25 protein-coding genes are annotated in these 17472 nt (G+C 57.2%); 7 read left to right on the forward strand and 18 right to left on the reverse strand.

Going from position 1 to position 17472, the window contains the following annotated elements; all coding sequences use genetic code 11:
* Positions 1-107 precede the first annotated feature (107 nt).
* The 7 genes from VV088_RS08345 to VV088_RS08375 all read right to left on the reverse strand — a co-directional run bounded on the left by VV088_RS08345 (position 108) and on the right by VV088_RS08375 (position 5640).
* A complete protein-coding gene (locus VV088_RS08345) occupies positions 108-1754 on the reverse strand; it encodes a hypothetical protein (protein WP_334600244.1) in 1647 nt (548 codons plus the stop codon).
* Positions 1747-2544 (reverse strand): Nif3-like dinuclear metal center hexameric protein, encoded by a 798-nt coding sequence (locus VV088_RS08350; protein WP_334600245.1) that lies wholly within the window; start codon positions 2542-2544, stop codon positions 1747-1749. Before VV088_RS08350 ends, VV088_RS08345 begins: the two co-directional genes overlap by 8 nt.
* Positions 2532-3236 carry a tRNA (adenine(22)-N(1))-methyltransferase gene (locus tag VV088_RS08355; protein ID WP_334600246.1) on the reverse strand — a complete coding sequence of 235 codons (705 nt, stop codon included), beginning with the start codon at positions 3234-3236 and terminating at the stop codon, positions 2532-2534. The genes VV088_RS08350 and VV088_RS08355 overlap by 13 nt, the downstream gene beginning before the upstream one ends.
* A complete protein-coding gene (locus tag VV088_RS08360) occupies positions 3233-3826 on the reverse strand; it encodes a flavodoxin family protein (protein WP_334600247.1) in 594 nt (197 codons plus the stop codon). The genes VV088_RS08355 and VV088_RS08360 overlap by 4 nt, the downstream gene beginning before the upstream one ends.
* A gap of 103 nt (positions 3827-3929) precedes the next feature.
* On the reverse strand, positions 3930-4127 hold the full coding sequence (locus tag VV088_RS08365) for a DUF1858 domain-containing protein (protein ID WP_334600248.1): 198 nt from the start codon (positions 4125-4127) through the stop codon (positions 3930-3932).
* 113 nt (positions 4128-4240) lie between these two features.
* Entirely contained in the window at positions 4241-5284 is a 1044-nt protein-coding gene (locus VV088_RS08370) for an IS30 family transposase (RefSeq protein ID WP_325205551.1), read from the reverse strand.
* A 113-nt stretch (positions 5285-5397) separates the two neighbouring features.
* Positions 5398-5640, reverse strand: a complete 243-nt coding sequence (locus tag VV088_RS08375) for a helix-turn-helix domain-containing protein (protein ID WP_325205552.1) — start codon at positions 5638-5640, stop codon at positions 5398-5400.
* Between the two features lie 170 nt (positions 5641-5810).
* On the opposite strand from VV088_RS08375, the gene VV088_RS08380 reads away from it, so the two are divergent.
* Positions 5811-6521 carry an LptM family lipoprotein gene (locus VV088_RS08380; RefSeq protein ID WP_334600249.1) on the forward strand — a complete coding sequence of 237 codons (711 nt, stop codon included), beginning with the start codon at positions 5811-5813 and terminating at the stop codon, positions 6519-6521.
* Positions 6522-6568: 47 nt separating this feature from the next.
* Here the strand turns inward: VV088_RS08380 and VV088_RS08385 are convergent, their stop codons facing one another.
* Complete coding sequence (locus VV088_RS08385; protein ID WP_334600250.1) at positions 6569-6853, reverse strand: hypothetical protein; 285 nt, start codon at positions 6851-6853, stop codon at positions 6569-6571.
* Positions 6850-7071: a hypothetical protein gene (locus tag VV088_RS08390; protein ID WP_334600251.1), complete on the reverse strand. Its 222-nt coding sequence runs from the start codon at positions 7069-7071 to the stop codon at positions 6850-6852. The genes VV088_RS08385 and VV088_RS08390 overlap by 4 nt, the downstream gene beginning before the upstream one ends.
* Before the next feature lie 281 nt (positions 7072-7352).
* On the opposite strand from VV088_RS08390, the gene VV088_RS08395 reads away from it, so the two are divergent.
* The 6 genes from VV088_RS08395 to VV088_RS08420 all read left to right on the forward strand — a co-directional run bounded on the left by VV088_RS08395 (position 7353) and on the right by VV088_RS08420 (position 10293).
* Positions 7353-7925, forward strand: coding sequence for a hypothetical protein (locus VV088_RS08395; RefSeq protein ID WP_334600252.1), 573 nt, complete (start codon positions 7353-7355; stop codon positions 7923-7925).
* Between the two features lie 57 nt (positions 7926-7982).
* Positions 7983-8180, forward strand: a complete 198-nt coding sequence (locus tag VV088_RS08400) for a hypothetical protein (protein ID WP_334600253.1) — start codon at positions 7983-7985, stop codon at positions 8178-8180.
* 14 nt (positions 8181-8194) lie between these two features.
* Positions 8195-8518: a hypothetical protein gene (locus VV088_RS08405; protein WP_334600254.1), complete on the forward strand. Its 324-nt coding sequence runs from the start codon at positions 8195-8197 to the stop codon at positions 8516-8518.
* Positions 8519-8732: 214 nt separating this feature from the next.
* The gene (locus VV088_RS08410) at positions 8733-9023 is read left to right on the forward strand and encodes a hypothetical protein (protein ID WP_334600255.1); all 291 of its coding nucleotides are present in this window, start codon (positions 8733-8735) and stop codon (positions 9021-9023) included.
* 445 nt (positions 9024-9468) lie between these two features.
* Positions 9469-9882: a hypothetical protein gene (locus VV088_RS08415; RefSeq protein WP_334600256.1), complete on the forward strand. Its 414-nt coding sequence runs from the start codon at positions 9469-9471 to the stop codon at positions 9880-9882.
* A 60-nt stretch (positions 9883-9942) separates the two neighbouring features.
* Complete coding sequence (locus VV088_RS08420) at positions 9943-10293, forward strand: hypothetical protein (RefSeq protein WP_334600257.1); 351 nt, start codon at positions 9943-9945, stop codon at positions 10291-10293.
* A 67-nt stretch (positions 10294-10360) separates the two neighbouring features.
* Here the strand turns inward: VV088_RS08420 and VV088_RS08425 are convergent, their stop codons facing one another.
* From VV088_RS08425 to VV088_RS08465, 9 genes are all read right to left on the reverse strand, one after another.
* Positions 10361-10789: a hypothetical protein gene (locus VV088_RS08425; protein WP_334600258.1), complete on the reverse strand. Its 429-nt coding sequence runs from the start codon at positions 10787-10789 to the stop codon at positions 10361-10363.
* Positions 10790-10803: 14 nt separating this feature from the next.
* The gene (locus VV088_RS08430) at positions 10804-12435 is read right to left on the reverse strand and encodes a glycoside hydrolase family 73 protein (protein ID WP_334600259.1); all 1632 of its coding nucleotides are present in this window, start codon (positions 12433-12435) and stop codon (positions 10804-10806) included.
* Positions 12436-12449: 14 nt separating this feature from the next.
* Complete coding sequence (locus VV088_RS08435) at positions 12450-12848, reverse strand: hypothetical protein (protein ID WP_300446997.1); 399 nt, start codon at positions 12846-12848, stop codon at positions 12450-12452.
* 17 nt (positions 12849-12865) lie between these two features.
* Positions 12866-13168, reverse strand: a complete 303-nt coding sequence (locus VV088_RS08440; RefSeq protein ID WP_300446994.1) for a hypothetical protein — start codon at positions 13166-13168, stop codon at positions 12866-12868.
* Between the two features lie 6 nt (positions 13169-13174).
* Positions 13175-13651, reverse strand: coding sequence for a putative ABC transporter permease (locus VV088_RS08445; RefSeq protein WP_334600260.1), 477 nt, complete (start codon positions 13649-13651; stop codon positions 13175-13177).
* Entirely contained in the window at positions 13648-14139 is a 492-nt protein-coding gene (locus VV088_RS08450; protein ID WP_302619413.1) for a DUF4376 domain-containing protein, read from the reverse strand. Before VV088_RS08450 ends, VV088_RS08445 begins: the two co-directional genes overlap by 4 nt.
* A complete protein-coding gene (locus VV088_RS08455) occupies positions 14136-15854 on the reverse strand; it encodes a DUF6273 domain-containing protein (protein ID WP_334600261.1) in 1719 nt (572 codons plus the stop codon). The genes VV088_RS08450 and VV088_RS08455 overlap by 4 nt, the downstream gene beginning before the upstream one ends.
* Entirely contained in the window at positions 15854-16972 is a 1119-nt protein-coding gene (locus VV088_RS08460; RefSeq protein ID WP_334600262.1) for an RNA-directed DNA polymerase, read from the reverse strand. The genes VV088_RS08455 and VV088_RS08460 overlap by 1 nt, the downstream gene beginning before the upstream one ends.
* Positions 16973-17190: 218 nt before the next feature.
* Entirely contained in the window at positions 17191-17442 is a 252-nt protein-coding gene (locus VV088_RS08465) for a hypothetical protein (RefSeq protein WP_334600263.1), read from the reverse strand.
* Positions 17443-17472 lie beyond the last annotated feature (30 nt).

The raw sequence follows: 17472 nt of genomic DNA on the forward strand, positions 1-17472 counted from the left end.
CCGGCCCTGTTCCTGTTCAAGGTCGCCGCAGAGGACCGCCCGTTATTCAGACCAATGCAGTATATCACAGCTTTTTCCCGATTGCAAGCAGTTTTTTCGAAAATGTTCTACCGGGCGGGACGGATATAGCCGATGCCGTCCTCCTCAAAGATACGGCCCAAGACCTGTCCCGACTGGCTCTGCACCAGCCACTCCTCCTCCCCCGTCTTCTCCAGTTCCACCGGGTACAAATAGGCCCCGTTGTACCAGTACAGCACCGCAAAGCTCTCCGGGTGGTTGGCCTCCCGGTTCCACTGGCGGTACATGGGGTCGGAGGGCAGAGGGGTCACAGGGGGCAGGTCCTCCCCACCCAGCGCCGACAGCAGGCCGGCAAAGGCCCACTCGCTCTCGGTGCAGCCATGGATGTGCTCGTGCCAGAAGAAGTTCTGGTTGGACAGATAGGACGCCTCCAGATTGAGGATGCCCACCCGTCCGGACGTTTGGTCCAGCCCGTGGGCCTCCAGGGAGTCGATCACCAGATGGGCCGCCTTCCAATCGTAGTAGGTGGTATCACGGTAGTCCGCCACCTCGCTGGCCCCGGCCACGCAGAAGACGAAGGCCGCAGCCGCAGCCAGGGCGGCCAGCCCGCCCCGCTGGAGGGGCAGCCTGTCCCACAGCCAAACCAGAAGGGCGTCCACCACCAGAGCAATCCCCGGAAAGGAGGTCACCGCCCCCCGCAGGGAGAACCAGGGGTTGCCCAAGATCAGAAAGAGGCTCACCGGCCCAGCCGCCAGGAGCAGGCCGGACAGGACCGCCAGTCCGGTGCGGTCCGCGCCCGGCTCCTCATCCACCAGACGGCGGGCCGCCAGGCCGAAGCCTACACACAGAACCAGCACCCCAAGCACACACACAAACAGTCCGGAGGGGATCATTCCGATTCCCCGCACAAAGCCCTTCACCAGCGTAAGGAAGCCGCCCTTCAGGAACACGTCCCGGATCTGCCCCATGATGTCAGGGAAAAAGACCGTCCAGTAGTAGCGGCTGAAGGGCAGGATGATCTCCGCCCGGCTGCTGTATACACCTCCCGACGCCATCAGGTGGGTAAAGAGAAAATACAGCCCCAGCGCGGGCGCCCCCCACAGGGAGACAGCGCAGCTCCGGAACTCCTTCCGGCCCAGCAGCCGCTCCAGAATGGCCGTCCCCACCGTCAGGGTGACGGAGAGGATGCCCGCCTGCTCGTAGAAGCCGAAGGGAAGCAGCTGCAGGGGCAGATAGAGCAGCAGCCAGCCCAGACCATCCCCGTCCAGCCAGCGGAGAAAGGTCCAGGCTGCCAGGACGGCGAAGAACATACCCACCACCACCCGGGTGGAGGCGGACATCCAGTAGACGCCCTCCATCCCAAGGGGGAGCAGGGCCACGATCACCGGGAACAGGGGGCTGAGACGGAAATACCGCCGGAGAACGCTCCAGAACAGCAGAGCGGTCCCTGCGTACAGCAGGGAGATCAGGGCAACCCCCAGGATCATGTGGTCAAACATGGGGCCCCACAGGAAATAGTCCGCCAGCCCCGCCAGCGGACGGGAGGCCAGCAGGCCGGTGGCCTGCTGAAGCGCCCGAAAGCTTTCGGCGGAGGGATAGTTGTGGTACTGGATGTAGTCATCCAGCTGGGGAAAATATTCAAAGCCACAGGCGCAGTTTCGCACCATCAGCAGGAGAAACAGCAGCAGAAGCAGGCCCGCCAGCCCTTTCCCGTCCGATTTTTTGCGCTTATACATCCAAATAGACCTCCCGGTGAACCTGGGACACCCGCACCTCCACCTCCGGGAACGCCTTGGCCAGCCGCCGGGCCAGCGGAGCGCACACCACGTTCTCTGTGGGGAAGTGGCCCGCGTCCATCAGGCTCAGCCCCAGGGCCTTGGCGTCCAGGAAGTTGTTGTACCGCAGGTCGGCGGTGACAAAGGTGTCGCAGCCCTGGGCGATGGCGTCCTCCATCATGGAGCCGCAGGCGCCGCCCCCCACTGCCACCCTGCAGACAGGCCGTCCACCGTCTACAAAGCGCACCGAGGCGGCCCCCAGCTTCTCCTTCACAAAGGCGGCGTATTGGGCCGCGGACAGCCCCGGCTGATGGACCGTCCCCACCCGGCCGATGCCGTAGGGACGGCCCTGGCTGTCCACCCCCGCCTGCCGAAGCTGGCCCAGGTCTGTCAACTCCAGCGTCCGGGCCAGACAGCCGTTCACCCCGCCGTGGGCGGCGTCCAGGTTGGTGTGGGCGCAGATGGCGGCGATCCTGTTCTCCGCCAGCGCCAGCAGGACCTGGCCTGTCAGCGTCTCATCGGTGACCGACTTCACCGGGTTGAAGATCACCGGATGGTGGGCCGCAATCAGCTGCGCCCCCCAGCCGGCCGCCTCCTCTGCCACCTCGGCGGTGATGTCCAAGGCCACCAGCAGCTTGGTCACATCCCGGTCCCCCCGGCCCACCAGAAAGCCGGCATTGTCGAAGCCCTCCTGGGTGTCAAAGGGGGCGATCTGATCAATAAACTGGTAGACTTCCTTTACCGTTGCCACAATTCCCACTCCTTTTTCATGTCAAACAGGCCCGCACGAACCTCCTCCAGCGCCTTGCGGCGGGAGAGGACCTCCTCTCCCCTGCCCTGGGCCATGCCCTCCAGGGCCCGGCCCGTCCGGGCGATCCACTGGTCCAGCCAGGTCCCCCGCAGAGGGTCCGCTGTATTTTTTCCCGCCCACAGCTCCGCCGGGGACAGGGGGGACATCTCCCCCGCCCGGACCAGCAGGGCGGTATAGAGGGTATCCCCCTCCTGGGCCAACCGCTCCTCCACGATGGAAAAGCCGTTTTTCTGGAGCCACCCGCGGAGCTCGGGCATGGAGGACATGGGCTGGAGAACCAGCGGCACGTCCCGCTTCCGGACCCAGGGGGCGGCGGATAAAATGGCGGCGATGGTCTCTCCGCCCATGCCCGCGATGGCCACAACGTCCACCTCATCGGGCTGGATGCCCGTCAGACCGTTACACAGCCGGAAGGCCACCTTCCCCGTCAGGCCGTACTCCTGCACGGTGGCCCTGGCCCGGTCCAAAGGGCCACGGCGCAGATCGGCGGCGATGGCCCAGGGGATCTTCCCCTCCAGGATCAGGGCCGCCGGGAGGTAGGCGTGGTCGGTGCCCACGTCGGCCAGCCGAACCCCCGCCGGGACCAGCTCCTCCACCGTCCGCAGACGGGGGGACAGCTCCGGCCGCCTCACAGCTCCGCCTCCCGGATGGACAGCTGGATGGCCTGAGCAAAGTCCCGGACCGCCCGCTCCCGTTCCCCGTTCATAAAGGGCTCCCGTCCGCCCCAGTCACGGCGGCAGAACAGGCCCATGTACTCCAGCCCCCCGTGGCGGCAGAAGCGTTTCAGCCCCTCCTCCCAAAGACCGGCCCCCTCCTCCGGGGGATAGCCGCAGGTGACGATGGAGGCCAGACGTTTCCCCTCCAGCAGCCTGGGTCCCTTCTCTCTCCCGTAGTTCTTCACTCCGGCGTAGATGACCCGGTCCAGCAGGGCCTTCATGGGGGCGGTACAGAAAAAGGCGTAGATGGGGGTGGCCAGGATGATGACGTCACAGTCCAGCATGGCCTGAAACACCGCCTGGAGGTCATCCTCCTGGATGCAGCCCAGGCCGTCCAGCACATCCTGACAGGTCTTGCACCCCTGGCAGGGACTGATCCTCCTGTCACAGAGCCAGACCGTCTCAGCGTCCACCCCCATGGTCTTGCACTCCTCCAGGAAGGGGCGCAGCAGGGCGGCGGTGTTCCCCTCCCTCCGGGGGCTGCCCATCAGTACGCAGAGCTTCATCCATACCACCTCGTCCTTCGAACATTTGTACCTATCATACCATAAAATATTCCAGCTGTAAAGAGTAAACATAACCGCCCTCCGGGGAGGGCGGTTATGTTCCTCACTTGCCGATCAGCTTGTTGACCTGAGCCAGCAGCTCGTTCACGTCCACGCCGTGGACCATGCAGGCCCGCTCCACCGTCTCGCTCTGGGAGGCGGGACAGCCCAAGCAGTGCATACCGATCCCCATAAAGATGGGGGCGGCCTGGGGCGCGACCTTCAGGATGTCGCCAATAACGGTGTCTTTTGTGATGGTCATAAATGGTTCCTCCGTTTATCTCTAGGATGGAGATAGTATAACCTATAGACGAGGTTTTTGCAACGGAAATGTCAAGAGTAAATGCGAAAAAAATATAAAATTTTTTGAGCGGGTCAAATCAGGGCGGCGACGCACTCCCTGAACAACATTTCAGACGTTTTCCACCCCAATATTTTACGCGGATAGTTGTTCATCCACTGTTCAGCCCGCGCAACCTCCGCGTCGGTCACGTTGCCGAAATCGGTTCCTTTTGGAAAGGGTCGCCGAATCATTTTGTTTTGACATTCATTTGACCCGCGTTCATAGGACGAATACGGGTGACAGAAATAAACCTTTGTCCGCTTCAAGGTCTTTCGGAGGGGGGACCGCTCCATCCGGTCCACGTCGGCGAATTCCCCGCCGTTGTCAAATGTGATCGTCTGAAAAATTTTTCTGAACAGAACCGGCCCGTATTTCCGTTCGATACGGTCCAGCGCCTTTATCACGCTTTCCGCGGTTCTGTCCTTTATCCGCATAATGATTTCTTCGCGGGTCAACCGCTCTGTTAAGACGAACAGGGCCTTTGACCCGTCCTTTTTGCTGTAAACCGTGTCCCCCTCCCAATGTCCGAACGTTTCGCGCGCGTCAACCTCCGCCGGGCGCTTTTCGATACTCTCCCCCCGCGGCGGTCGCTTCATGGTCTTAACTTTTTTATAGGGCCGTTTTCTTTTCGGCTTTTCCGGCAAGTCCGTATTCGTCAGGAAGCGGAAAACGCCCTTTGTTATGTAGCTGTAAAATGTGCTTACGCAAATAGAGGTTGAAAACGTCTTGCCCTCCAGCTTGATCGACGCAAGAGCGGCGGCGGGGGAATATCCGTCCTCCAGCACCTTCTTTTCCAGAAAATCCGCAAGTTCACGGTCGTTCCCGATTTTCAGATCAGCGCCCTTTTTTCGTAAATTCTCCTGATACTTCCGTTCCGCTTCGTCCGGGTTATACCGTTCTTCTTCCGTCCAGTCCGAATTGCGGTGAATCATGCGGGCGCGTTTGATCTCCCGGTAAATGGTGGAAACGTGAACGTGAAGTTTTTCCGCTATCTCTTTCGGCTTCTTTCCGTCCAGCAAAGCGTCCTCCAGCCTGTATCTGTCTGTCTTTGTCAGGTGACTAAAGCAATGTCCCATGATATACCCTCCGAATCCGAAAACCGCCCCGCCGCAAGGCAAGGGCGGATTCTTGCTTTTTCGACACGGAAAGTATAACATTTCGTTCATACTCACGCAAGTATAAATTCTGATTATTCGCGCATTAGTAGCCATTCGACGGAAACGCCCAGCACGTCCGAAAGAACCGAAAGTTCGTAATCAGTCACAAACCGCGTTCCTATTTCGATTCTTGAAACGCTGTCCCGCTCCATGGTAACCCCCGCCACTTGCAGACGGGCGGCAAGGTCCGCTTGCGTGATATTCAGCCGGGCGCGTGCTTCTTTCACCCGGTTTCCGCAAAGATTCTTCCGCCCGTTGTAATCGTAAATTTTCATTTGTTGTTCCTCCGACGTGTGTTAAAGTTCAGATTTATGCTTGACATTAGCACACGTTCCAGCAATAATTGTGTTAAAGGTCAGAACGCCAGCGGTTCCCGCGCGGTCCGTCCCTTAAAAAAACAAAAGTCCGCCCGCTGAACGTGGGCGGCGGAACGGAGGATTTCAACATGAAGCGGTTTCTTTTCCTTTTCCTTGCGGCTGGGCTGGTTTTGTCCCTTGCCGCGTGCGGCGCGGTGGTGGACTACGACACCCCAAAATCAGAAGAATTGTCCGCCGCATACGATTTTTACCGGGATTCTCAATCTTCCCTTGCTTCCGGTATGGCAATCACCCCCGAACAGGCCGACGACGTTTTTCTTGTCCTTGTTTCCTGCGGCATGGACAGCAAGGTTTCCGGCGTTACCCGCAAGCAGGGCGACGACGGGCATTGCACCATTTCCAGCGGTTTCAGCACATACGACGTATATTACACGAACGGCGTTGTTGACCGCGTGGACAAGGGCGGCGAAACGCTGTACCCGGCCCCCGCCGCTCCCGCCGACGACAACCCCTTGACCGCCTGTACCCTGATCGTGAAAGGCGTTGAAAGCGGGACCGGCGAAAAGATCGGCGAATATGCGTTTATTGAAATCAGCAAAGGCCAGCTTGAAGCTGTCACGGCGGAACAGTATAAAGATTTTGCCGAAACCGTCGTAAAGGACAGCGGCTATAACTGGGTGGCGATTATCTGCGACGACGGGACCGGAATTTGCTTCCCCGGCTCTATGTACTATGTCGCCCAATACGGGAAGCAGGACACGGACGGCGGTATTCTGGAAGTCGCCGGGACGATCACGCTTGACGAAAACGGCGGCTATACCTATGAACCGGGCGAATGATCTTACATACAGCAAAAGCGGCGGGCATTGCGCCCGCCGCTTCTCTTTTACGTTTCAAACGCCCGCCCGATGATAAACCGGGCGTATATGTCCGCTATGTCCTCCAGCGATTCCACGCGGGAAAAATCCTGTCCGGCGCACGCCGCTTTGCAAATGGTCCAATAGTAGGCGGCGCGCTTCCGTGCCGGTTGCGCTTCTATGATCGCCCGGACCCGCTCGAATGTGTCGGCCCCCATGACCGCTTGAAGCCGCGTCCGTTCTTCGTCCAGTTCCGCCGCGTCCTTGACCGCTTCCACGAAAACCGGGTGAAAAGTCACTTTGCATTCGTTCACGGCTGATTCCCCCAATCGTCGCCGATTCCCGCCGCCGCGTCCAGCGTCGTTTCAATCCATTCATTCAGGGACATTCCCGCCTCCTTTGCCGCGGCAATGTATAGTTCCTTTTTTCCTTTTTTGACTGCCGGGTAAATCCGATCATAGCTTTTTTCATAATACCGGCGCTTCGCGTCTGTTGCGGCTTTTCCCCGCGGTGTTTCATATTTTCCGGGCATTTTTGCCACCTCCGTTTCCGGTTTCTATTATATCATATCTTCTATACTAACGCAAGTATAAAATTTGCACATACTAACGTTAGTATATTTGTGCATTATTCCATCTTGTATTTATACTAACGTTAGTATATAATAATAATCAGAAAGAGGGAAACGCAAGCCGCCCACCCGCCGGGGCGTTAAGAATACGGCGGGGGCCAACCTTACGGGCCAACACGAAAAGGGGGCCGACACGGTAAAAGGTAACTTCAACATTTCGTTTAATATATGGAGGTAATCACATGAACACTTTTGAAATCGGCAAGGAATATTTCGCCCGTAGCGCCTGCGACCATGATTGCATTTTCACGGTTAAGATCGTGAAGCGCACCGCGAAAACCGTTACTTTCCTGCGTAACGGGAAAGAACATCGGACAAAGCTTTTCACCGACGATCACGGCGAATATATCGCACCGTACCGCTATTCTATGGCCCCCATCTTCCGCGCTGAACACGAAATTCAGCCGGAAGAGGACCGGCCCACCGACGTTGAGGAATCCGCCGCCGCTCCTGTCGTGGAGGACGCGGCCCCCTCTAAGGTCGTGACAATCTCCCAGCCCGCCGACGACGGAACGGTTATTGTCATGATCGGTCAGCGCGTCGAATGCGTTTGCGGGGCCTGCTATCCCGTACAGGGCGGAACGGTTGTCGGTTTCTATGACGAACCCACCGGACGCTTCACCCGCGGCGGCGTTTATGCCCTGATTCGCTGGGACGACCGCCCTGCCCGGCCCGAACGGGTCCGGCTGTCTGATATTCACCGCCGGGGCTGGCGGTCCGCGAACGGGTCCCCGTTGGGCGTGTTCGTCTGCTGATACTTAACCGGGGCGGCGGCGGTCGCCGCCCCTCCCAAAAGAACGGAGGTTTTGAAGATGTGTAAATCTGTTGAAGAATGCCGGGAAGCAAGCACGCGGATTCCCCGCACGGTGAACGGCCTTGAAGCGTGGATTTTCCGGGCCGAAAGATTCGGGACATACGGCGTTCGGTTCTATTCTCCCGCCGAAATCGTCCCCGGCTTTTCTTTTCAGTCCGAACACGACGGCGTTTTTACTGCCGTCGAAAAGCTGTAAAGGGGGCGGCGCAAATGTCCATAAAGCCGCACCGCGCAACCCGGACGGCCCGCACCCGCTCCCGCAAGTTTTCCGGTCACTGTGAAGCTTGCGGGAAGCCCCTTTGCATTTGCCGGGCGTATCAGTATACGGACGAAAGCAACGGCGCAATCACCGCCAGCGCGCCGTTCCTGTGCCGTGACTGTTACGAAAAGAAATACGGGGTCAGGATTCCGACGGAGGTTGACGCGTACAAGGCGCGCTTGTTGAATGTGCTGGGCCGGTATGCCGATCAGGTCGGCGGCGCTGAATCCGATCTTGCCTTTCGCGTTATGCGCCTGATTGAAAATACCGATTGATTGCCGCGCCGGGTAGAATCTGCCCGGCGCAAAAATTTTTCAAAAAGTTTTTATTTTCCTATTGACTTTATACTAACGTTAGTATATAATCATAATCAGAAAGAGGGAAGCACAAGCCGCCCGGTTGCCGGGGCGTAAAGTTCGGCAACGGCCAACCTTACGGGCCAACACGCAAAGGGGACCGACACGGAATATCTTTTAGGGGGTTCTTATCATGACCTTACGTGAAACCGCTTCCCAGCTTCATTCTCTTTCTGTTGACGGATTCTTTAACCGTCAGAAAGTCACCGTCCGTTGGCTTGAAGATTACATTTCGACAATGCTTATTCGGTCCGGTAGCAAGTCGAATTCCCTTGTAATGGAAATCGCGCTTCCCGACGGCTGGTGGCACTTCACGATTCACAAGTTCAAGGACGGCGGCAAGATCGGCTTTGACTATACGATTCCTGATACCCGCGAACAGGAAGCGCACATTCTGTCCGATCTGCTAAACCGGCGGGCGTGATAAATCCGCGGGCGGCGCAAACCGTCGCCCGCTCCATTAGAAAGGTGGTTCCAGCATGAGCGCAAGACGAACAATCAACCGTTACCGCACAACCCCAAGCGGCTATGACTACGCGGACGTATTGAAGCGCGGGAAGCGATTTCATACGCATTCCGGCGCGCATTCTGATTTTGAAATGCAACCGTTTCGTTCCGGTGATCGCGTTCTATGGTCCGCCGAAAGTCCCGCGCTTCCCCCGTTTGTTTCTCCGCAAGGTGCAATCCGCGTCCGTTGGAACGGCAAAAGGTGGGTCGAATCTGTTGTATAATGCAAAAAGCCCGCCGGTTCAATTCCGGTGGGCAAATTTTTTCAAAAAGTTTCTCATTTCCTCTTGACATTATACTAACGTTAGTATATAATCATAATCAGAAAGAGGGCAACAACAAAAAACACGGAGGTTTTGAAAATGAAAAAGACGACGAACAAGTTCCAGCGTGCTTACATGGTAGCAAAAGCCCGCGTTCAGGAAATCGAATCCCGGCAAGAGGAAATCGAAAAGAAGTATATTTCCGACAAGGGCATTGTCAACCCGGACGGCTCCACCCCTGATTTTCTGTGGTGTATGGACGACGACGCGGCCTTTGAAAAGGCAAGTGAAGAGTGTTCCGCCCTGATCGTTGCCGCCGGTCTGGAAAGCGCGCTGAACGCCGCCCGCGACGATCTGAAAGCCGCGGAAGATCGCTTGATTGCTTACGGCCTGTCCCTTGCCCCCGCTGGTGTCCGGGCGACGCTCGAACGGGGCGTGAAGCAAAACGCCGCAATCCGGCAAAAGGTCATTGACGCAACTTTCCGGCTCGACGTTTCCACGGTTCCGGCCTGAAAGAAACCCGCGGGCGGCGGAATCCGCCGCCCGCACGAACAAAAGAAAGGGGAAGCAAACATGAAGATTTTTCAACCGGGCGAAAAGTACGAATTGATTTTTTCCGCATATCCGCGCGCCGGTTCTGTTGCCGGGTCCGTCGAAATCCTGTCCGTTGATCGTGTCCCTGAATCCGAAATGCAGTTTCTTGAGTGCGGTAGCAAGGAAAGCTTTTACGCTCATTGTGGCGAAATTTCGTTCATCATTCACAGCAAATCCGCAAGCAAGAAAATTAAAAAGGCCGTTCTTCTTCGTGGCCGTGACAGTAAGGAATGGGCCGAAACTTATCACGACGGCGAAACCGAATACGAATGGTTTTCCCCTGCAAAAAGGAGTTACAACCCGATTTTTTCCATAAATGGGCAGTTATAACCTCCAACACAAAAAGCCCGCCGGGGCGAATCCCGGCGGGCTTTCATTCTGTCCGAATCGGACAAGTTTATTTTTCTTCCAGCGTCACAATGGTTCCGGGTTCGGCGTTCAGCTTCGCGGCGATTTCGTCCGCTTCCGCCGGGGTCATACGAATAACGTATTCCGGTTCGATGTACGCCGCAAGATTGCCGTTCGTCCCCCACGCCTTTTTTGCTTCCTCCAGCGCGCTCTCGATCAGCTTTTCAATATCCTTTTCGCTGAAAAGCAGTTTCAGCACCGCGGGGATTCTCTGATAAATCCAATCAGACACGGCGGCAAGCTTCAACTTGCCCGTTCCGTCGCCGAATTCCTTTTCTGCCTTTGTCACAAGGCCGAAAAGAATTCGGTTCAGAACCGCCGTTTCGCCGCGCTTGATAAGAACGACGATCAGGGCAAGGAACGCAAGGACAACCAGCACGCTGTCCCAATTCGCCAGCAGAAACGCAATAATCTTCATGTCGCTTTCTCCTTTCAGCCGATGACGGAACAGGCGGATTCAGGGACCCAGCCCAGCCCGTCAATGTGTACGCCGCACTTGCGGCCCGGATAGTAATATTTCACCGTGAACGCGCCGTTCACGGTCTTTCCCTGCCCGTTTCCGTTGCTGTCCCGGAACAGGGGGCCGGAATACCGGACCCGCGCGCCGACGCGCATTTTCGCCGCGGCTCCGCTCCCGGCGGAGGTCCCGCCGACGGCTTGCACGTCCGCCGCGTCAACCCAGCCGTAAACCGTGGACCCGCCGCCGGGTTCCGCTTTAAGCTGGTACGGGTGTTTTCCCTTGTATGTCCCGATTACTCTTGCCGTTCCCGGTTTGCAGGCGGGGCCGGTCGCCGCGTTCGCGCTGGTGTAGTGTTTGGACCCCGTAAACCGCACCACGTCGCCCACGCTGAACGCCAGCGGCGCGGAGGTATCGGAGGACCCCCCGGACGTTCCGGGCCGTCCTGCGGGCTTTGTGGCGCTCCCTGCGGGGGTTTCTTCCGTCATGTCATAGGTGATATACGGCAAGCGTCCGTGTTTCGTCCACTTGCGCCCGTTCATACCGGCAATTTTCCCTATATTCAGGCACGCCGTCACTTGAACGCGGTTCAGGAAAGCGGGCGAACATTCAATGACCTTTCCGCCGCCGATGTAAACGCCGATATGACCGGAAAGCCAGACAGCTTCCCCGGGAATGATCTTCCCGAAATCGGTTGAAACGTCCTTGCAAACCCGAATCATACTGTCGGCCCCAATATCGGGAACGCCGTTCGACGTGTACTTTGCGCCGCCGTAGGTTTTGGACGCGTCGCCGGTCCATCCCCAAAGAATCCCCTTGATTAAGCAAACGCAATCGAACCCGAAAACAGGCGGTTTCTTGTTTGCCGCGGCGCGAATCATTGCGGTTCTGTCCGCCTTTTTGTTGTAACTGTGGTTTCCGCAATACCGGGACACGTTCGCGCCGGTCAGGGGCGCACCAAAGCACCCCATAACGTACAGGGTCGCGTGATTGTTCACAACGTCCTGCAATTTCTTAATGAATTCAGAAGCGTTCATTTTCCCCGTTCCTTTCCCGTCTGCGGGGCTTCCTGCCCCGCCCGTATCATTTGACCCGCCGGACGCTCCGGGCCGTCCTGCGGGCGCTGTGGCGCTCCCTGCGCCGTCGTAGGCGGTCAAGCTGTAATTCTCGACAATCTGAATCAGCTTGTCCGCGTATTGCGGGTCTGTGGCGTACCCTGCCGCCTTGATCGCCCGGCAAGCGGCTTTATAGTCCCGTTCTCCGATAACGGCTTTATACCGGGCCGCACTGGTCAGCAAGGCCGAATGATCGGCGACGCTCTCCGCCCAGCTGTCATAGGCGCGGAAAAGCGCCGTAATCGTGGTAAAGGTCGCGCCGTCGTAACATTCCTGTGTCTGTGCGCTGTAAACCTTTCCTTTCCAGCTTTTCCCTGCCTTGATTCCGAAAAGGGCGTTTGCCTTGACGGTCAGGCCGGATTTTCCCCATCCGCTTTCAAGAATCGCCTGTGCGATTGTCAGCGACGCAAGAACGCCGCTTTTCTTCATGTCGGCGGCGGCAAGCGCGCCCACCCGCTCGATGAATTCTTGATGTTCTTTTGTGATTGCCATTGCTCCGATCTCCTTTAAGGCTGAATGTTGTTCAGGTCAACGGGCATTCCGTCCGTTTCCGCCGGGTTCGCTTTTTTGATCTTCACAACGTTTTCCGCCTTTGCTTTCCACGAATAGAATCCGATTGCAACCGCCGTCGGCGTGGCGACGTAGGCAAGCAGAACCCCTAATTGCGACGGGTCGATTGTCACTACCCAAAATCCCAGCCCGAACCCGGCAAAATAGGTCAAGAGAACCGCCGAAAGAAAGAGTTTTGAAAACTCGATCTTTCCGGCGGTCCTCTTTTCATCCCCTGCGGCGTTCGCGGCCCGGCTCCGCGCCCGGCGGCGCTTATTGCTCCGCCGCCGCTCAATCAGCAACACGGCGGCAACCCCGCCGATCAGCCCGGCGGCAATGCTGAATAGATACCCCATGCCGCGCCGCCTTTCTGTCAGTCGTCGGAATGGTCCGCGGCCTGTTCCAAGCGGTCCAGCCTGTGGTGGGCCTGCTTTGCGGACGATTCAACGGCGGTCACACGCTCCGCAATCCGCAAATACTGTTCGTCCTGCTTTTCCTGCTTCCGCTTGATGTCGTCGGTGTTTGCCTTGATATACCCAATTTCCGTAAGAACGGTCGCGTCGGCCCGCGCTTCGTCCTCTGTGTCCTTTTTCCCGTTCCGGGCAAAGGCCGCATATCCGAACACAATAGCGCAAAGCGTAGAAATCACGCTGATAACCGGCAAAATTTCATTCATAGTCGTTTACCTCCCGTGAAAGAATTCTCTATAAATGCTTTTCAGTGAATACGGGGCCACTTCCGGCGGGCTTTCTGTCCAACCGTACACAAGGCACTCATAGTTCCAAATGGTCCACCGTGTTGTGTCCTCCGCCCAAATCGCAAAGGGCATAATGAAAAACCACAAAAGGCCGAACGCCGGGCAAATCTGCCCCAGCACATTCCCCGGCTGGTTGCTGTAATCCCAAACCCCCAGCCCCAGCCAAAGGTTCAGAATACACCCGGAAACGAATTCCACGGCAAGGACGATCAACGCCCCGATCACCGCTTGCACGATGACCGGGGCGCGGAAGAATCCGGGCCGCTGGTTGATTGTCCCCACAAGGACCCCGCAAAGCCCGCCGACAATCAGCATAGACGGGTGGGAGTATCCGCGGAACACGGTTTCAAGGGCGACATACGCCGCCCCCAAAATCGCCCAAATGGTCAAAACACGTTTCACGCCTTGCCGCCCCCTCCCGCCGCGGCAATGATCGCCGCCATACTCTTTGCAAGGTCCGCGGGCAGTTCCGCGCCGTACTTAATGGAATCCAGTTCGGCAAGGTCCGCCCGCGCAATCCACGCGTTTACGTGGTTGCAGTAGGTTCGGTGATAGAACACGTGCGCCGTTGCCGCCTGCGCCAGCGCGGTGAATTCCTCCGCCGGATACATTCGGCAAAGTTCCCCGTCGGCGTGGTACGGAACCGCCGCGGCCCCCTCCTTCACCGCCTGCGCCTGTGCCAGCAGTTCGGTTTGGTCGTGTTCGGTCAAACTGTAATGGGACCCGCCCACGTCAACCCCGGCGTAAATTGCCGCGGAACACTCCGCGCCGATCTCCTGTTTCTTCACCGCGCGGACCTGTTCAACGTTGTTCCAGTCGGAGGGCGGCTGGATTCCCAGCCGCTCCAGCCGCATTCCCCGGATACTGTCTTTTCTGTGCTGTACGCTCATTCAAAATTCCCCCCCACGGACGAAATAAAGCAATCGCCGCTGGCCCCGTTCCGCTTTACCTTGATACGGAAGTTGAAGCCCCATTCGGCGGCGGTCTTTGTGGTGTTGCTGAAAAAGAATTTGCTTCCGCTGTTGACGGCCTGCGTCACGTCCTCCCACGTGGGCGCGTCGTCGTTTCCGTTGTTGCAGGCTTCCACGGTAAACTCCGCCCCCGCGGGAATCTGCCGGGCAACGCTCATAATTGCCTTTGTAACCGCGTCGTCGGTCGCAAGCGGGGTCGCAAGCTGAAATTCGATTTCCGCCACGTTCTTGCTGAACGTGTATGTCCGGGTGGCGGTTCCGCCGGTCCCGTCGTTCGCGGTGATTTCCAGCGTGTGCGCCCCGTTGGAAAGCTTCACCCATTCCGCCGCCGTCACGCTGAACGAATATGCCTGCCCGCTGGTGACGTTGTGGGTCCGCTTTACGGTCCCGTCGATCTTTTCCGTTACGGTCAGCGTTTGCCCGCTGTCCTGATCGGTGACCGTGTACGCCTGCGAAAACGCCCCGGTTTTCTCCCCGAGGTTCGTATTTGCTCCGCTGATCGCGGGCGGCGTGTTGTGGGTGACGGCCCGGACCGGGCTTGTGGTGTACGCGGAATCGGCTCCGGCGTTGTCGTATGCCTTTACCCGGTATGCGACGCTCTGCCAGTTGGCGCTGGCGGTGTCGGTGTAAGCCCGGTTGATTCCCTTGTAAACCTGTGTCCAGCTTCCGTCGTTCGTTTTCCGCTCCAAAATGTACCCGGATACGCTCCCATCTTCATCCGTGGAAATGCCCCACGTGACCGCGACGCTCTGCCCGCTTAAAATCTGCGTCGGTACGCTGATACTTCCAGGGGCGGACGGCGCACGATTCCAAATGATTGTATATGCGCCGTCGGAATCCGGGTTATCAGATACCAAGATTTCAGATTTAAGATTACAAAGCGGGCGCGCGCCCCAGTAGCCGTAGTGCGCGCCGTACCAGTACAGCGCGCCGGAGGAATTGACGCTGCGGACGTAGCACGAACTCGACGCGTAAGCGTCGCAAAGCCAGTAGTACCAAAACGAATTTGCGTTGAAACTGCTGTTCGTGTACTCGCTTTTCGACACACATTCCGCCGTCGGCTTTGCCTGCCGGGAAGCGTCGTTCGTGAACAAGGCCAGCTTGCTCCCGCACGTCACGTCGCCGGTCAACCCCGCTTCCGTACTGGACATGAAAAAGATTTTGTCAACGCAAGTTTCCGTTCCGCCGCCGTCCACCGACGCTTTGCCGACGGTGTGCGTGGTGTTCAGCAAGGCCGCAAGGAAGTTCGCGGAGAATCCCGCAAGGAATCCCGCTTCCCCGTCGTATTCGTTGTAATTGCTCCATACGTTAGCGTTCGACGGGGGCGCGTCGGCGCTGTGCTGGGCGGCGTACCATTTGCCCGCCGCCGCTTGACTGTTCAGCCACCGCCGGATATTCGAGTAAATCCAGCGGTTATTTCCGTAGGAACGCCGGTTGCTGTCGCTGTTGCCGCTCTCGATAGCGTCAAAGCATTTCAGCGAAATAATGCGTTCCGTAATCAGGGTGACGGAATTTGCGGGATAGCCCGCGTGGTTCCTGTCGGCAATCTTCCAAATGATCGGTTTGCCGTTGTAAAGCGTGCCGGTGTCCTTGACAAGCGCGCCGACGGCCAGCGTGCTTAATGCTTTAGCCATTATGCCGCACTCTCCTTTGAATAAATTTCCGGGAATAGGTTCATAAAAAGTTCGTCCATTTCCCGAATAAGGTGATAGCAGTTGCCTTTTTCCGCGTGGCTCCGCCAGCTTCCGTAGGATTGTTCAACCTGTTTCAAGGTGATTTTCCCGGAATCCAGCAAATACCGTTGTTTCTTCAACTTCTTTTGTTCATTGCTCTTGCTTGACCTCCTAACTTTCCGAATCACTTTCCCGGTGTCGGTGATGTAGGTATGGAATCCAAGGAAATCAATACCGTTCCGCAATGGGAAAATGTTCGTTTTATTGTTCAAAGAAAGCCCCAGCCCGGCAACATACTTTTCAATCTCTTTCCGGCAATACTGCAAATACGCCTTGTCCTCATGGATTAAAAAGAAATCGTCCATATATCGCCCGTAATACTTGATTTTTAGCTTTTCTTTGATGAAATGATCTAACCCGGACAGATACATAACTGCGAACCATTGTGAAGTCTGATTCCCGATAGGTATTCCGGGGTCCGGCGTGCTGTCAATGATTAAGCCGATCAGCCACAAAACGTCCGGGTCCTTGATGTACTGCCGGACTATCCTTTTCAATGGTTCATGCCGAATCGAATAGAAATATTTTGAAATATCACATTTCAAAACCCACCCGTCGGCGTATTCGGCGGGCGAAAGCCGCGGCAACCCCTCCTCCCGGCTTTCTTGCTCCGCCTGCGCTTTTCTGGAAAAGTAATAGGACCGCATGAAGCTTTCCAATCGGTAAAGCCCGTCATTGGTCCCGCGCCCGCGTTGTGAAGCGTAGTTGTCACGAATGAAGCTTCTTGAAAACGCGGGTTCTAAAACATTGTCGCATAAAGAGTGCTGAACAACCTTGTCTTTGAACGCATTTGTCATTACAATGCGTTCTTTCGGTTCATACACCTTGAAAACGAAATATTCCGACATGGTGTACGTTTTAGTTTTCAGCAATTCAGATAATAGGGAAAGTGCTTCCAGCAAATTTGCTTCAAACTTTGCAACGCTGGGTTTCCCGCGCTTTCCCCTGCGGGCTTTCAGGAACGCCGCGTATAGGTTCCCGAAATCGTACACCCTTTGAAAATCGCTTGCTTGCTCCATAAATGGAAACTCCTTGCCGTGTATAGAATCGGCGTTGCGTCGGGCGCAATGCGCCACAACAACGCTTCTTCATCGGACCACGCGGCGCGCCCGCCGCGCGGCGGAAGCCGGTTCCCGTGGGCCTTGCTTCACCAATCCTGTATTTACCCCCGCGCTCTCACCGCGGCGGCGGGATATGCTTTCCTTTGATTGTGGTCCTCTGCTTTCGGCCTTTCGGCTTACTCGTTCGCGGTGTTCCACCAAAGCGGGCGCGCGCCCCTGTTGCCGTTGTACGCGTTGTTCCAGTTCATCGCGCCGGAGGAATTGACGTTGCGGACGTTGTACGAATTCGACGCTACAAAGCATACCCCAAGAAAAGCCCCGCCCGTTAATAGGGTGGCGCGTTTCTCCGTTGTGTTGTGACCCGCTCCCGATCTTTCTTCCGCCAGCTTGCCGCCATCCGCTTTACTTCGACGACGTAATTTGTCCATGCTTCGCATTGCTCTTTTGAAATCAGGTTG

Source organism: Lawsonibacter sp. JLR.KK007 (genome assembly GCF_036941135.1).
Taxonomy (GTDB): domain Bacteria; phylum Bacillota; class Clostridia; order Oscillospirales; family Oscillospiraceae; genus Lawsonibacter.

Coding starts and splice junctions, on each gene's coding strand:
- VV088_RS08435 (WP_300446997.1), bottom strand. CDS start 12,848: ATGGGGTATCTATTCAGCATTGCCGCCGGGCTGATCGGCGGGGTTGCC.
- VV088_RS08400 (WP_334600253.1), top strand. CDS start 7,983: ATGTGTAAATCTGTTGAAGAATGCCGGGAAGCAAGCACGCGGATTCCC.
- VV088_RS08365 (WP_334600248.1), bottom strand. CDS start 4,127: ATGACCATCACAAAAGACACCGTTATTGGCGACATCCTGAAGGTCGCG.
- VV088_RS08465 (WP_334600263.1), bottom strand. CDS start 17,442: ATGGACAAATTACGTCGTCGAAGTAAAGCGGATGGCGGCAAGCTGGCG.
- VV088_RS08455 (WP_334600261.1), bottom strand. CDS start 15,854: ATGGCTAAAGCATTAAGCACGCTGGCCGTCGGCGCGCTTGTCAAGGAC.
- VV088_RS08395 (WP_334600252.1), top strand. CDS start 7,353: ATGAACACTTTTGAAATCGGCAAGGAATATTTCGCCCGTAGCGCCTGC.
- VV088_RS08425 (WP_334600258.1), bottom strand. CDS start 10,789: ATGAAGATTATTGCGTTTCTGCTGGCGAATTGGGACAGCGTGCTGGTT.
- VV088_RS08440 (WP_300446994.1), bottom strand. CDS start 13,168: ATGAATGAAATTTTGCCGGTTATCAGCGTGATTTCTACGCTTTGCGCT.
- VV088_RS08420 (WP_334600257.1), top strand. CDS start 9,943: ATGAAGATTTTTCAACCGGGCGAAAAGTACGAATTGATTTTTTCCGCA.
- VV088_RS08405 (WP_334600254.1), top strand. CDS start 8,195: ATGTCCATAAAGCCGCACCGCGCAACCCGGACGGCCCGCACCCGCTCC.
- VV088_RS08460 (WP_334600262.1), bottom strand. CDS start 16,972: ATGGAGCAAGCAAGCGATTTTCAAAGGGTGTACGATTTCGGGAACCTA.
- VV088_RS08380 (WP_334600249.1), top strand. CDS start 5,811: ATGAAGCGGTTTCTTTTCCTTTTCCTTGCGGCTGGGCTGGTTTTGTCC.
- VV088_RS08415 (WP_334600256.1), top strand. CDS start 9,469: ATGAAAAAGACGACGAACAAGTTCCAGCGTGCTTACATGGTAGCAAAA.
- VV088_RS08450 (WP_302619413.1), bottom strand. CDS start 14,139: ATGAGCGTACAGCACAGAAAAGACAGTATCCGGGGAATGCGGCTGGAG.
- VV088_RS08390 (WP_334600251.1), bottom strand. CDS start 7,071: ATGCCCGGAAAATATGAAACACCGCGGGGAAAAGCCGCAACAGACGCG.
- VV088_RS08430 (WP_334600259.1), bottom strand. CDS start 12,435: ATGGCAATCACAAAAGAACATCAAGAATTCATCGAGCGGGTGGGCGCG.
- VV088_RS08345 (WP_334600244.1), bottom strand. CDS start 1,754: ATGTATAAGCGCAAAAAATCGGACGGGAAAGGGCTGGCGGGCCTGCTT.
- VV088_RS08360 (WP_334600247.1), bottom strand. CDS start 3,826: ATGAAGCTCTGCGTACTGATGGGCAGCCCCCGGAGGGAGGGGAACACC.
- VV088_RS08370 (WP_325205551.1), bottom strand. CDS start 5,284: ATGGGACATTGCTTTAGTCACCTGACAAAGACAGACAGATACAGGCTG.
- VV088_RS08375 (WP_325205552.1), bottom strand. CDS start 5,640: ATGAAAATTTACGATTACAACGGGCGGAAGAATCTTTGCGGAAACCGG.
- VV088_RS08410 (WP_334600255.1), top strand. CDS start 8,733: ATGACCTTACGTGAAACCGCTTCCCAGCTTCATTCTCTTTCTGTTGAC.